11 protein-coding genes are annotated in these 15,150 nt (G+C 38.2%); 6 read left to right on the top strand and 5 right to left on the bottom strand.

The window, feature by feature from the left end; translation table 11 throughout:
• Both ACP6PL_RS11885 and ACP6PL_RS11880 read right to left on the bottom strand, forming a co-directional pair.
• Window positions 1-1,105 (bottom strand): alanine/glycine:cation symporter family protein (locus ACP6PL_RS11885; protein WP_426545470.1); only part of this gene is annotated, 1,105 nt, incomplete at its 3' end.
• Between the two features lie 1,129 nt (window positions 1,106-2,234).
• On the bottom strand, window positions 2,235-3,392 hold the full coding sequence (locus ACP6PL_RS11880; protein WP_426545469.1) for an RNA-guided endonuclease InsQ/TnpB family protein: 1,158 nt from the start codon (window positions 3,390-3,392) through the stop codon (window positions 2,235-2,237).
• 768 nt (window positions 3,393-4,160) lie between these two features.
• Between ACP6PL_RS11880 and ACP6PL_RS11875 the strand changes: the two genes are divergently transcribed.
• The 6 genes from ACP6PL_RS11875 (at window position 4,161) to panB (ending at window position 10,246) form a co-directional block, all read left to right on the top strand.
• Window positions 4,161-5,315 carry an RNA polymerase sigma factor, RpoD/SigA family gene (locus tag ACP6PL_RS11875; RefSeq protein WP_426545468.1) on the top strand — a complete coding sequence of 385 codons (1,155 nt, stop codon included), beginning with the start codon at window positions 4,161-4,163 and terminating at the stop codon, window positions 5,313-5,315.
• A gap of 27 nt (window positions 5,316-5,342) precedes the next feature.
• Complete coding sequence (locus ACP6PL_RS11870; protein WP_426545467.1) at window positions 5,343-5,861, top strand: GNAT family N-acetyltransferase; 519 nt, start codon at window positions 5,343-5,345, stop codon at window positions 5,859-5,861.
• A gap of 512 nt (window positions 5,862-6,373) precedes the next feature.
• Complete coding sequence (locus ACP6PL_RS11865) at window positions 6,374-7,798, top strand: RNA-guided endonuclease InsQ/TnpB family protein (protein WP_426545466.1); 1,425 nt, start codon at window positions 6,374-6,376, stop codon at window positions 7,796-7,798.
• Between the two features lie 335 nt (window positions 7,799-8,133).
• Window positions 8,134-8,340, top strand: coding sequence for a glycogen debranching protein (locus tag ACP6PL_RS11860; RefSeq protein ID WP_426545465.1), 207 nt, complete (start codon window positions 8,134-8,136; stop codon window positions 8,338-8,340).
• 32 nt (window positions 8,341-8,372) lie between these two features.
• On the top strand, window positions 8,373-9,128 hold the full coding sequence (locus ACP6PL_RS11855) for a DUF4336 domain-containing protein (protein WP_426545464.1): 756 nt from the start codon (window positions 8,373-8,375) through the stop codon (window positions 9,126-9,128).
• Between the two features lie 326 nt (window positions 9,129-9,454).
• Window positions 9,455-10,246 (top strand): 3-methyl-2-oxobutanoate hydroxymethyltransferase, encoded by a 792-nt coding sequence (gene panB, locus ACP6PL_RS11850; RefSeq protein WP_426545463.1) that lies wholly within the window; start codon window positions 9,455-9,457, stop codon window positions 10,244-10,246.
• A 111-nt stretch (window positions 10,247-10,357) separates the two neighbouring features.
• Here the strand turns inward: panB and ACP6PL_RS11845 are convergent, their stop codons facing one another.
• From ACP6PL_RS11845 to ACP6PL_RS11835, 3 genes are all read right to left on the bottom strand, one after another.
• The gene (locus tag ACP6PL_RS11845; RefSeq protein ID WP_426545462.1) at window positions 10,358-10,510 is read right to left on the bottom strand and encodes a hypothetical protein; all 153 of its coding nucleotides are present in this window, start codon (window positions 10,508-10,510) and stop codon (window positions 10,358-10,360) included.
• Window positions 10,511-10,934: 424 nt separating this feature from the next.
• The gene (locus tag ACP6PL_RS11840; protein WP_426545461.1) at window positions 10,935-13,217 is read right to left on the bottom strand and encodes an Ig-like domain-containing protein; all 2,283 of its coding nucleotides are present in this window, start codon (window positions 13,215-13,217) and stop codon (window positions 10,935-10,937) included.
• A gap of 314 nt (window positions 13,218-13,531) precedes the next feature.
• The gene (locus ACP6PL_RS11835; protein ID WP_426545460.1) at window positions 13,532-15,064 is read right to left on the bottom strand and encodes a GNAT family N-acetyltransferase; all 1,533 of its coding nucleotides are present in this window, start codon (window positions 15,062-15,064) and stop codon (window positions 13,532-13,534) included.
• Window positions 15,065-15,150: the final 86 nt, after the last annotated feature.

Raw genomic sequence — 15,150 nt, 5'->3', positions numbered from 1 at the left:
AGCCAATAACAGTAGTAAAAGCAGCTAGAGTCAATTCTGAACCACTAAGATTAGCAAATTCTGGATTATTGTAAACCCCAGTAATAATAACTACTAAAGCAGTCATGTTACAGATGACGATAGTATCAATAAATGGTTCTAGTAATGCTACAATACCTTCCCGAATAGGTTCATCAGTTTTCGCCGTAGCATGAGCGATGGCTGCCAAACCCAAACCCGCTTCATTAGAAAAAGCAGCGCGTCGGAACCCCTGCACTAGCGCTCCAACCAAACCACCTGCCATAGCTTGGGGAACAAAAGCACCATGAATAATGCTGATTATGGCATTAGGAATAGCCGTCAAGTTAGCCAAAATCACCCACAGAGCAGCGAAAAAGTATACGCAACACATTGCAGGTACGATAGCAGCAGCCACTCCAGCAATACGTTGGATACCTCCAATAATCACCAATCCCACTATTAATACTAGAACCAATCCATAGAGCCAGGTTCTTTCGGCAAAAAATGGTAATACATTAGCAACAACGACTTGAGACTGGTTAGACTGAAATATACTCGAACTACCTAGTACCGCCAAAATATTGAAAAATGCAAACATTCCTGCTAAAACTTGACCAAATTTTTTTTGCCCCAAATCAGCTAAACCTATTGACAGATAATACATTGGTCCTCCGGCAACTGTACCATCTAGTCTAATCATCCGATATTTTTGAGCCAGGGTACACTCAATAAACTTGGTACTCATGCCTAAGAAACCTGCGATCGTCATCCAAAAAGCTGCACCTGGCCCCCCTAAACTAATAGCAATAGCAACTCCGGCAATATTTCCTAGCCCCACAGTTCCAGATAGGGCAGTAGCAACGGCTTGAAAATGAGAAACTTCACCTTCATCATTGGGGTTATCGTACTTACCCAAAATCACATCAATACCGTGTTTGAAGGCTCTCAGATTAATAAATTGCATTCGGATAGTAAAAAAGAGACCACCACTAATTAGCCAAAGTACAATAAGTGGTATGCCTTGGTCACCTCCAATACTATAAAAAATGATAGCATCTATATTTTTTAATAATTGGGAAAAAGTAGCAGAAATCCAATCTAACATTTGGTTTAGTAGTTCCTAACTTAAATTCAAGCATGAGTTGATTTTAGCACTTAAAGATTGTTTCTTAAGTAAATTTTAAACACTTTTTTCACGCTGATGTGTCCCCAACTAATGGGCATGATGAATTTCAAATCATATAAAATATACCAATCTTATTTGAGTTGTAAGAGATTGTATATTTTTAAGAAATAGTTAAGTGAGTATATATGATACCTTATTGAGATAGGCATTATAAATAGATACGTTAAAAGCAAGATTTATTACTTGGTCATAAATAAAGTTAATTCTACAGGGATATTATTTGATGAATTTGGGAAAAAGTTGATTTTTTTCTAGGATTATCGTCTATTAAGTTGGTTCAAATTTTTGTTGTATTTCTTTAAAGTTACAATTAATTCATCAAAACTTATGCAAAGACCAGATATATAGTGCATAGGAATTTAATTAATTGCCAGTACCGAGACAAAATAACTATGTTTTGCACTCTTCTGAGCTAGTGGCAATTCCAACAATAGGGAATGCAAAAAGCAATTTCAAATTGCAAGCCTGGTATTAAGCTATTCCCAAGGTCATGAGATCAAATATGCTGCCTTCTGAGTGATATAATTCTTGTTATTGTCATATAGAATCTGATTTACAATATATGTTTATGATTCTATCTATACTTCAATATTAAATCTCCCTTATCTCCTCCAATTATACAATAAGTGTTCAGCCTGATTTTATATCATACCTTACAGTAGGGGAAAACGGCCTGAAAGCTCCTACAACAGAAAATTTTATTCCTTAAGGCTTGAATAATAACGATGCTAGCAGATTTGATTTGATCAACAAATCATGTCTCAAGTCTCCCCTTTTAAGGGAATGAAAACAATCGAAAGACTCCACAAACACTTTTCATGTTACGGATCAGAACGCTGTTGCGAACATGAATGCAGAGCATGACCTAGGATAGCTAATCTGTAAAAGGCAATTACAACCTAGGAGGCTAACTGATAACTGAAATAGCACAACCTTCAAGTTGATGCTCTCAATATTTTTAGCTTTTGCTGATTTACCGTTCTTATAAACCTATGATTATCTATATAAATCTATGATTTTCTATAAATAATCTGTTCTATTCCTGTTTCTACCTGGCAACGTCGGCGTTATCCAGTCCACAGGCTGTCACGGGCGTTCGCGTCAGCGGAGCGTAGCTCTCACTGCCCGCCATAGCTAAATTTAATGCGGCATTCAAGTCTCGGTCGCAGCTAAAATTGCAGTGTTCGCAATTGAATACTCTTTCAGATAAAGACAGAGACTCTTTAATCTGACCACACCTACTGCAAGTCTTAGAGCTAGGAAACCATCTATCAACAACGATTAACTTAGAGCCGTATAGTTGACACTTATACTGTAACTGTCTTCTGAACTCATAAAAACCCATGTCAGCAACAGCCTTAGCTAGCTTATGGTTTGACATCATACCTGATACATTAAGGTCTTCTATTACTATAATGCCGTGGTTTTTGGCTAAGTAAGTAGTTAGTTTCTGCAATGTATCTTTCCTAATATCAGCTACCTTTGTGTGTAGTCTCGCTATTTTTAACTGTGCTTTTTTCCAGTTATTAGAAAACTTGACTTGATGTCGGTTCAAGTATTGCAACCTAGAAAGTTTAGCTTCTAACTTTCTATAAGATTTACCACCAGGGAATACCTTACCAGTTGAAAGTGTAGCTAATGATTTTATTCCTAAATCAACACCAACTACATCTACTGAGAAATCAGTAATTTGAGTTTCTTTCTCCATTTTGAAACTAATAAACCATCTATCAGCTTTCCTGCTGATAGTTACAGACTTAGGAGTGACATTATCTGGCAAAATTTCAAATGTTTTCACCCATCCAATTCGAGGTAACTTTATACGGTTAAAACCTACTGATATTGAGCCATCTAAAGTAAAACTATCATCCCTACCTTTTTTCTTGAATCTAGGTTGACCAGACACTTTAGTGAAGCAACGTTTCCAAGCAAGGGATAAATGCCTCAAAGCATATTGAGGTGCTGTTTTAGATACTTCATAGTACCAAGAGTTTAATGGTTTAACCATTGCTACTAAAAGTTTATGCAGGTCGATTGCCGTCGGAAAAAATAGTTGACTATCAGGATTACTTGAATTGTGCTTGAGGATGTTTTTAGTTAACCATAATCCCCAATTCCAAGCGTGACGAGCTACACCAGCGTGTTTAGCTAGTAATGTTTTTTGTTGGTTTGTGGGGTGTAGTTCAGTTTTGAATCCAAGTAACATAAAACAGATAATCCCAGATTTTAAGAGATAATACCATATTTTAGCCAACAGTTACAAGCCCCTAAAAAAAAGTAGTGATGAATGCAGTTCATCTGCGGACAATAAAAGTAATTGACTAACCAATATCCTTACATATTTAGAACTAAAAAAAAATCACTCCTGTGAAAATTAATTAAACAAACTATTCTCCCTTCTCTAGAGCGGCTTGATTAAAAATTGCTATCATAGGTAAAATACAGGTATATGTAATCATGTTATAATATAATTGTATTCACATCCACTTCTATTTCCAAAGTTTACTGTAATTTATACAGCATCAATAGGAGTATAAAGCAGTTAACTTTGTTACAATTTATTATAATTATAGTTCTTTTAATTATATTCAATAAAGAAAAAAGTTTAGGGATAAACCATCTAATTTGTATTGATTAATACAGCTAATTAGGGATTAAAGCTTTGAAATAGATACTATTCTTTATCTTTTAACAAATAACTAAATGTTAATTAATTATTAAGTAATTATTTAGTTATGTAAATGTTCGCAGATAAATCTTTATGGAATCAAATGTAATTTAAGATTGCGATCGTTATTAGTTATTTATTGACAGAAAGTGTCAAATATGGTAGTATTTAATTTCTATTACGTGCTTTATTGATATTGACTTAAGTTGTCAAGTAATAATTGAGGAATTCTGGTATAAAATCACACTTGTATTATATCTCATCAACCATTTACAATTGCCAAACTATATAATAGAAAAAAACACTATGAAAATTATACTTCCAGAGAATTCAGATCGGCATCAAATCCAACCACCGGACTCCATTAATAAATCAGAGATAGCAAATCAAATGAAACAAATGAGTTTAATGATTGCCGAATCCCTACATGAAGAAGGTCAAAATCAGGAGGATTCTAATATGAATATATCGGCTGTAACTATCCCAGTACCAGAAAATCAACAAGATATAGATGATGCAGTAGGAGCATTATTTAAGCAAATGTCTCGTTATCCTCTTTTGAGCCAAAAAGAGGAAATAGAATTAGCTAGGCAGATACAAGAATTAGTCATCTTTGAACAACTGCCAGAGAAACTGGAAAATGACTTAGGGAGGCTGCCTACAAAAGCTGAAGTAGCAGCAGCAGCCGGTTTGACAGAAGTACAACTAGACCATCGCCTACATCAATGTCGGGCAGCCAAACGTCGAATGATTAGCTCCAACCTCCGTTTAGTAGTTTCTATAGCCAAACGTTATCTAAACCGGGGAGTACCTTTTCTAGACTTGATTCAAGAAGGAGCATTAGGACTAAATCGCGCCACAGAAAAATTTGACCCAGAGAAGGGTTACAAATTTTCTACTTACGCCTATTGGTGGATTCGTCAAGGAATAACACGCACTATTGCTAATCAAGGACGTACTATTCGCCTACCAGTTCATGTAGTTGAACAAATTAATAAACTTAAACGAGTTTACCGCGATCTAAGACGCAAGTTAAATCGTCTTCCAAGTGATGCAGAAATTGCTCAAGAACTAGAAATTTCTCATCAACAACTGCGTAACCTCCAGCAAATTCGCCGGAAAACCCTTTCTCTAAATCATCGTTTGGGTACTGACGAAAATACCGAATTATTAGACTTCTTAGAAGATAATGAAAATACTACTCCCGAAGCGCAAATGAACGATATAATGATGCGCCAGGATATCTTGGAGGTATTAAATCATGTGTTAAGCGATCGGGAGCAAGATGTCATTACTCTGCGGTATGGTTTAATCACAGGAGAACCTCATACTTTAGATGAAGTTAGTCGGATGATTAATCTTTCCCGGGAACGAGTACGACAAATTCAAGCTAAGGCAATGCGAAAGTTACGTCGCCCTCAAGTGGCTGAACGTTTAAAAGGATGGTTAAATCGTTTTTGATCAAATTAAGATAATAGTAGTTAAATTATGTCTGTGGATGAACTAAAGCTGCGTCCTGCTAAACCAGCAGATGTACCTGTGCTGTTTGAGTTAATTAAGGCATTAGCTGAATATGAAAAATTATCTCATGCTGTGACAGGTAATGTTGCTTCCTTAGAAGCTCATTTATTTGGTGAACCTACTAGCGATGGGTCTAATTATCGTCCTATAGCTGAAGCTATTATTGCTGAATTGGCAGACAAACCCGTCGGTTTTTCCCTATTCTTTCATAACTATTCAACTTTTCTGACCAAACCCGGAATTTATATAGAAGATTTATTTGTGTTACCTGAGTATAGGGGGCAGGGTATCGGGAAACGACTGGTAAGTTATATAGCAGAGTTGGCAGTATCCCGAAACTGTGGTCGTTTGGAGTGGACTGTTTTAGATTGGAATGAACCGGCGATCGGATTTTATCAACGTATTGGGGCGTCAATTTTAGATGAGTGGCGTATATGTCGTGTTACTGATAATTCTCTCAGAAGTTTAGCATCTGGACAGCAATAATAGCTAAAGTTATAGCCCTACGCGCAAGTCAGAAATAAAAAGTCATAAGTCAGCAGTCAGAAGTAATCCCTGAATAAGTTTGAGCATTCATAAATGTCCGCGTCCTATTTATGTAGTGCTATAAAAGTTAAAAGTTAAATCATTCTGTTATTAATCCAAGACAAGAGCAAGAATTTCCTAAATGGCGACTGCTATTGATGGTTTTGGGGAATAGGTAGGGACGTTGCATTCAACGTCCATATGGAAAATGGGAAAGTTGATAGGGAACAAGCAAAAAATATTTACCCCATTAATCAGGAATCTGTTGTAGGATTTCAGATCACAATTAAAAATTTACCTAAATGCATCAGAAGGCCAGCACTATAATCTATGATTTAGTGTCTGGATGAATGATGCGTGTATAATTATGATTCGATGTCATAATTATACACAAATATTAATAGTTTATCCAGTATATATTTTCGGTAAATTTAGTTATAGTAGTCAATGTAATCAAGGAATTAACAATAACTTTGCTAGTAATTGAGGCCAAATTAAAAGGTAATAAAAATCAGTACAAAGTTTTAGATGAAATGATTCTCACAGGTCAATTCATCAGAAACAGTTGCTTGCGCTATTGGATTGATAATAAAGATGTCAAACGCAATGACTTACAAAAGCTTTGTTCTTTACTAGCAAAGGATAGTAATTTTCCTTGGGTGCAAAAGTTAAATTCTCAAGCAAGGCAAGCATCAGCCGATAGAACATGGCAATCAATACAACGATTCTACAAAAATTGTAGAAAAAAATTACCAGGTAAAAAAGCGGTGCGACCCCGCGACGACGATAGTCGCAAGGGAACGCACACCAAGAGAGGCTATCCAAAATTCAAGAAATTCACTCGTTCAATAGAGTACAAATCAACAGGTTATAAGCTATCTCCAGATAGAAAGAAAATTGAATTTAAAGATGGTTTTAAAGCAGGTATATTTGAACTATGGACTAGCCATGATTTAGCCTGGTATTCAGAACAACAAATAAGTCGTGTCAGAGTTGTTAGACGTGCTGATGGTTATTATTGTCAATTTTTAGTAAATGTAGAAAGAAAAGAAGCTCATAACTTTGAAGGTAATGTAGTAGGAATTGACTTAGGTTTAAATGCTTTTTATACTGATAGTAATGGTGATGTTGTGGAAAATCCTAAGTACTTGAGGAAGTCGGAAAAACGACTAAAAAAGCTACAACGGAAAGTATCGCGTCGCCACGAGAAAGGTAAAAAGCGGTGCGACCCTGCGTCGCCGACAGGCGCAAGCGGTCGGAACCCGCGTCGGCGTCAGACGCAAGGGAAGGCTGACCAAGAGAGGGAATGCGCACCAAGACAGCTACAATCAAATAACTACCACAAAGTCAGAAAGCAATTAGCCAGGCAGCATCTCAAAATCAGTAGACAGCGTAAAGACCATGCAGTAAAGACTGCACGGGCGTTAATCCAATCTAACGATTTGGTAGTATACGAGGATTTGAAGATTGCTAACCTAGTTAAAAATCATCACTTAGCTAAATCTATATCTGATGCAAGTTGGTATCAGTTCACACAATGGTTAGAATACTATGCGAAGTTCCATGGAATTGCTTCCATAGCAATGCCTCCACACTTCACATCTCAAAATTGTTCAAATTGTGGTCAGACTGTTAAAAAATCTTTGTCTGTTAGGACTCATAAATGTCCGCATTGTAGTTATATTGCTGATAGAGACCACAATGCAGCAAGGAACATTTTAGCTAAAGGTTTAGAAATGCTAGGAGCAATAGTCAACAGTACCGAGGGGCACTCGGAATCTGGGGGAAACCCAAAAGCTACGGGAGAGTCCGACCTCTGGTTTGGTAATAGTAATATTGCCCATCTAAGTCATCTCTGTGAGCGTAGAATCATCAATGATGAGAATCCCGCATCATAATCTGTGATTTTATGCCGGGAGTATGTCAATGCTAGTAGAAAATTCTCAGTTCTCAGAGATTGAGAATTTTGCTGTTGGTGATGCGTAGGTATAAAATTCCTAAATTTATAATGTATAAATCAGACCTATTTTCTCTCGTTCCTGACTCGGAAAAAGCTCCTTTATAAATCCTGACTTCTCTCAAATCATACTTTTATTTACCAACGCCTGATTGTTTTGTGTGTAGTGGCTAAATCAAGTCAACTTGACTATTTTTAACAAAAAAGGTGAAAATGTAATACTGATTATCTAATTTAGTGTCGGGAACATCATACATAATACTGAGGTTATTAAGCATGACTATTTGGGTAAATGAACAGATAGATCCATCTGGTATTATCTACTCTTGTATTGCCTGTTGCGACAAACAGCAAGCTCAAGAATGCCATGAGTCTTTTCAAAAAAATTTAACTGATACTCAAAAGGAACAAGGGTGGAAAGCTACACTGAGAATTGTTGAGTCTTGGGATGAAGTGCCTGTTAGTGCTTTAAAATTGAATTAAAAGTTCAAATTTTATCACTGCTTTCTTTCATAATGATCCAAAACATAATAGAACTATACGAACCACTTAATATTCCTAAACCTATCGATGAAGATATTTGGATTGTTGATGGCCCTATTGTGAAAATGGCAATGTATGGAATACATATTCCATTTCCCACACGGATGACTATTATCCGATTGAAAAATAATGAGTTATGGTGTCATTCTCCTATAGAGTTAGTCCCAGAATTAAAAGCAAAAATTGATGCCTTGGGTTTAGTTCGTCACTTAATTTCACCCAACAAAATCCATTATGCTCATATTGGTAGTTGGGCAAAAGCTTATCCAGAAGCTATTGCATGGGGGTCTCCAGGAGTTGTAGAACGTGCAGCACAACAAAAAATTGAAGTGAATTTTGATGCTTTTCTTGATGATGAAGCACCAATTGACTGGTCAGAGGATATTGCTCAATTAGTTTTCCGAGGTAGTAGGTTTATGGAGGAGGTAGTATTTTTTCACCGCAAAAGTTATACAGTTATTCTGGCAGATTTAATTGAAAATTTTGAGCTTAATAAAGTTAGTAAAAAATTTCATTTCTTAATAAAGTTAGCTGGTTGTGCTGCTCCAAATGGTAAAGTACCACTGGATTTACAAATAGCATTTTGGGGGAGAAAAAATCAAGCTCGTGCCTGCTTACAAAAAATGTTAAAATGGAATGCTAAAAAAATTATTTTATCCCACGGAAAATGGTATGAAGAAAATGGTAATGCTGAATTAATCAGAGCTTTTGCTTGGCTAGTTCATTAATTGATAATTGATAATGAATAATGGATAATTAGCTCTGGTTTGACCCTTGAGGATTGAATTATCAGGAAATTAACTGTTATTTTTTTATCCTATTAGGAGAGGCTTTAAACCGAATTGATTAATTATCAATATAAAGTTTTGGAAATATCACCAAAATGCTTGTAGTATAATAATTACTCATCTTTTTACATTTATTAACACATATCTGTTTATTTATGTTTAACTACTTAAAGAACTGCTATATAAAATTTTTGATTGATTAACTTTTAGTATTTCGTATCAACTCTAGATTAAAAATTGACTTTTATATGCTGACTTAACTGAAAATGGCAATTACAACTAGACAATTAATTCAATGGAAACAAAAAGGTCGCCCAATAGTAGCTCTGACAGCTTATGATTATACGATCGCTCAAATTTTAGACAATGCAGGAGTAGATTTAATCCTGGTAGGAGATTCTCTGGGAATGGTAACTTTAGGTTATGAAACAACTTTACCAGTTACTCTTGAAGAAATGATTCATCATGCTAAAGCAGTGCGACGAGGTGTAAAGCAAGCTTTGATAGTGGTAGATTTACCATTTTTAACTTATCAGGAAAGTCCTCAACAAGCCATACATTCAGCAGGGAGAATACTTAAAGAAACAGGTGCTCAAGCTGTAAAGTTAGAAGGTGGAAATGAGGCGATCGCTCAAACTGTGAACAAACTAACATCAGTAGGTATTCCTGTGATGGGGCATATTGGTTTAACTCCTCAGTCTGTACATCAATTTGGAGGTTATCGCCGACAAGGCAAAACTCCTGATGCTAGTGCCCGTATTTTAGCAGAAGCTGTAGCTTTGGAAAAAGCTGGTGCTTTTGCCATGATTTTAGAACATATTGGAGTAGATTTAGCAAAAGAGATTACGGAAAAAGTTTCTATTCCTACTATTGGTATTGGTGCAGGTGCCTATTGTGATGGTCAAATATTAGTGATTAATGATGTTTTAGGAATTTCTGATTGGCAGCCACCTTTTGCGAAATCTTATGCTAATTTACGAGAGAATATTACTGAAGCAGTTAAGGAATATAGTTTGGAAGTTAAGGAAAGAAAATTTCCTCAACCACCAACTTTGTAGGGGAGGGTGGGGAGTGTGGGAAGGAAGTGTGGGGAGTACAAGGTATCGAAGGCAAGTTCAATAAAAACCGACTTTCCCCCACATTGCTTCCTGTATTGCTTCTGGGAAACTTCAACAAACTTCTAATAATTCTGGTGTAAACATCATTTTCCATCCTAAACGTAAAAATTCGAGAATGCGATCGCATGGGGAACATTCTGGTTGTTCAATGTTGTGAGATGTTTCCCAAGTTACAGCAGCTTGACTATATGCGTATGTTTCCATTTTTTATAATTTCCTAATTTAACTCTATAAATTTATAATTCATGTTTTTATCCTAGTAAACAGGAAATATCAAAAAAATTAACATTACCTCTCTTCGATAACTCTATGTTTTCATCAATAGAGTAGGGGCGATTGGCCAATCGCCCCTACAGATGGTGTATGATTGGATATTTTTCGTAAGTCCTGATGATAACTAAAATGACAGTTGTACTGAAGCTTTAGATGCTTGAGTACAACCTTAAAAAATACTTTTTCAGCAAATTCTAAATAAATCAGGACTTACGCATAAAGTACGAAAAACTTGCACTTGAGATTGCTTCCCTATCGGTCGCAATGACCAAAATACGTTGAGGTGCGTAAGTCCTATAAATATCCCTGGTGACAGCGATGAACTGCCACACAGGAATTAAGATTTTAACTCAGCTTAAACCGCGATAAAATCTGAACTGTCGATATTGGCAGCATTCAACCAAGGCCACTGGAACTCAGCCAACACTTGATTAGTCGAAGTCTCAATAATATCGTTGCCAGAGAAGGATAAGTCATTGTACGTTAAACCATCTGCTAATCCAATCTTATCGACTCCTTTTTGGAAAAATCGGATCGTATCCGTACCTTCTCCACTAGCGATGACTATGGTATCTTGACCAAATCCTCCAACTATAGTATCTTCACCTAAGCCACCGTCTAGTAAGTCATTGCCAAAACCACCGAATAGCTTATCGTCACCATCTCCACCTGTCAGGGTATCATGACCCCAACCACCAGAGAGAACATCGTGACCACCATCACCATCAATTTCGTCATCACCAGTCCAACCACCTAATTTCTCATTAGCAGAACTGCCAAAAATTACGTCATCACTGGCTTTAGCGTTGATGCGATTGCCACTTACCATGTTCATCACAATCACATCGGGGTTAGGAGTACCCTGGTTGTTAGCCAGAATCAACTCAAAGGTATCACTGATTGTACCACCGTTGCCATCATCGGCTGTTATTGTTATGGGAGTGATGCTAGCAGAACTACTGCTACCAGTGATAATTCCCGTATTAGTATCAATACTAAACCCACTTGGTAAATTAGACGCGGAATAGGTGAGAGTGTCGTTGGTATCAACATCACTGAAGTAGACGCTGGTATCAAATGATAAGATCTCGTTGGTTGAGATAATTTGGTCGTCAATCTCTTGCGCTAAGATGGGAGCATCGTTGACACCATCAATCGTCACAGTCGCAGTTTCAGTATCGGTTTGAGCGTTGCCGTCATCAATGGTATAGGTGAAAGTATCAGTTGTACTTTCTCCAACTGCTAGACTCTCATATTGACCGTTAGGATCGTAGTCGAATGTACCATCACTGTTAACAGTTAACAATGCGCCAGAAGTTAAAGTCACTTGACTGTCAACATCAGCAGCATTGCCGTTGACCTCCGTAACCGTAAGGGTATCGCCATCAGGGTCGCTATCGTTAGTGAGGACGTTACCACTGAGGAGGCTGTCTTCATCAGTTGTTACTGCATCATCTACTGCAACAGGTGGAGTATTATCCGTGACTCCATCAATGGTGACATTAACTGTGGCTGTATCTGTACCCCCATTGCCATCATCAATGGTATAGGTAAAGCTATCGGAGGCTGTATCTCCATTATTAAGAGACTCAAATTGACCGTTAGGATCGTAGTCGAATGTACCATCACTGTTAACAGTTAACAATGCTCCAGAAGTCAAAGTAACTTGACTGTTAACATCAGCAGCATTGCCGTTGACTGCCGTAACTGTAAGTGGATCGCTTTCAGCATCGCTATCGTTAGTGAGGACGTTACCACTGAGGAGGCTATCTTCATCAGTTGTTACTGTATCGTCTACTGCATCGGGTGCCGTATTAATAAAACCGTTTTCGAAGAACTTAATCTCGCCATAGCCACTACCGATAAAAGCATCCAAATCCCCATCCCCATCAATATCGACAAAGGTAGGTGCAGCACGTCCCCCCACATTTGTGAGTCCAAAGTTGTCAGGTTCTTCGCTAAAAGTGGGAGCAGTATTATCTCCGGTATTGCGGAAGAACCTGGTCTCGCCATACCTCTCACCGATAAAAGCATCCAAGTCCCCATCCCCATCAATATCGGCAAAGGTGGGTGCAGCAGCTCCCCCCACATTTATGAGTCCAAAGTTGTCAGGTTCTTCGGTAAAAGTGGGAGCAGTATTATCTCCGGTATTGCGGAAGAACTTGGTATCGCCATAGCTCTCACCGATAAAAGCATCCAAGTCCCCATCCCCATCAATATCGGCAAAGGTGGGTGTAGAATTATACCCCACATCTACCTGATCAAAGGGTGCGTTGGCTGGTGCGGAACCAAAAGTGGGAGCAGTATTATCTCCAACATTGGGGAAGAAATCGATCTCGCCAGAGCCAATACCGATAAAAGCATCCAAGTCCCCATCCCCATCAATATCGGCCAAGGTAGGTGCAGCAGCAGAAACCGTATTTGTGAGTCCAAAGGTGTCAAATTCTTCGCTAAAAGTGGGAGCAGTATTATCTCCGGTATTGCGGAAGAAATCAATCCTGCCATAAACATCACCGATAAAAGCATCCAAGTCTCCATCCCCATCAATATCGGCAAAGATGAGTTTACTAGAATAGGCACCATTAGTCGTCAGTCCGAAGGGGTTGGTGACAGGAGATAAAAAGTTAGGATCAGCCATGATTAATTAATTCCTTTGATTTGATAAAGTTTTGGTGTTTTCAAGTTATAGCAGTCGCAGCAAAAGTTAGGACATTTATAAATGTTCAAACTCATTCTAGTAGTGTGTCTAGGCTAAAATTGTGGGTAAGTTTCAGTAACCCGGATGACCTCTCCCCCTCTCTTACAAGGATAGGGGGGACTATTCTCCCCATTCCCTCTCCCCCCTTTCAAAGCGGGATTAGGAAGGGGGTTGGGGGGTTAGGTTTTTTCCCACATTTTCAAGTTAGATGCGCTACTAGAGTTACTTTTGACTTTTAACTTTGACAGAGTTGACTAACCACCTAAATGCTTAACCGCAACATAAGAATTAGTCACTTCCATCAAATAGGGTTCTAAATGTTTATGTACAAACTTCAGCATCGCCTGATTTTCCTGTGCTACCGCGAACAAACAGTAAGGCACCGTACTGTCCACTTGACGCCGGATAGACTGGGATAACAAAGAAATTCCCCGTCCTAACCGTTGAAACTTTTTGTCCACAAACATCGTCGAATAACGAATCGCATCAGTAGCGACTCGGTGAGTTACTATCCAACCCACTAATTGAGTTTCATAGCGCAACGCCAAACTGTTCAAGGGTTCAGCAGGAGTATTGCTAAAAGGACTCAAGGAGGTTGGATAGTCCAAGGTTTCAATCTGTTGTCGATCTGCATCAGTTAATTCACTCCAAGAAAAAACAGTAAATTTATTCGGTAGGGGATATTTCTGGAAACAAGGGGCAAAATATAACTTCTCAGCAGTAGTTTTCCCCAATAAAAAGTTGACTTCTGGCGATCGCCAATTTTGACGTTTTAATAAAGGTTCTAAGGCTAAACTGGTTATAGGACTAGATTTATAACTCAGTTTCATTTGTCCACAACCCAAAGCGGTTAATCCCGTTTCCAGGTTCTTAATTAAACCCGCACCAATTCCCTGATGCCGATAATTGGGTAAAACAAACAGAGAAATTACTTCAGCTTCTGGGGGTGTCTGGGGTTGGGTTGCCAAGATTTCCGCCAACACCAACCCGACTTTTTCCCCTGCTACCTCAGCAACTAACCCCACTAACTGTCCTTTGGGTTGTTGACGACTCCACCTAGTTTGGATTTTAGGAAAACTCAAATGGTTGTAAGACAGAAACTTTTCAACAGTTAAATTCTGTAGGGGGTGATATTGAGCATTGGGTTGATCTGAAACCAACATCTCAGTCCTAGATGGTTGTATCCATTTATTCCTCTGACGGAACTCTCCTTGAATTTGAGGAGGTTGCCACTGTAACTTTTGCAACATTAGTTCTAATGCTACCTCAGTCAGCTTATTGCTTTGATAACTAATAATTAACTGGTGACAGTCATTTTGTTTGAGTTCCCGTTCCAAATAAATCAGTAATTTAGTCCCTATTCCCTGACTCCGATGCTCTGGCAACACGAGGAAAGAAATAATTTCCGCCCTTTCAGCATCTATTCGTTCGGCGATCGCCAATCCTACTAAAGAACCCGCTACCGCCGCCGAAATCCCTAAAAGTTCCCCTTTAGGGGGTTGAACTTGCCAGCGTTTCTGTAAACTCGGATAGGTTAAAGCATCGTAATTAATAGCATTACTAGTATTGAGGTGATAAACCCGTTGATATTTAATCTCACTCGCTGGTTTGGGCTGTTCTGAAGCTTGAGGTAAACCCGCTACAGGTGGAGCTTTGCCCATACTGGGACGTTTGACAGTGGGTTTCGTAATCACAACTCCCCCAGAATTAGGAAAAGTAACCAACCGTTGTAGATCGTCCCCTTGTAACCCCAAAGCTTCCGGTTGATGAACTCCAGGCAAAACCACGATATCAAATAGTTCTTCTACAGTTTGACCAATATAGAACCCATTTGGTATCTCTAAAAAATTAGGCGATCGCTAACCTCTTAAGC

The organism is Dapis purpurea BLCC-M126 (assembly GCF_050015975.1).
Classification (GTDB): domain Bacteria; phylum Cyanobacteriota; class Cyanobacteriia; order Cyanobacteriales; family Microcoleaceae; genus Trichodesmium.
This window is presented reverse-complemented; position numbering and strand designations above follow the sequence as displayed.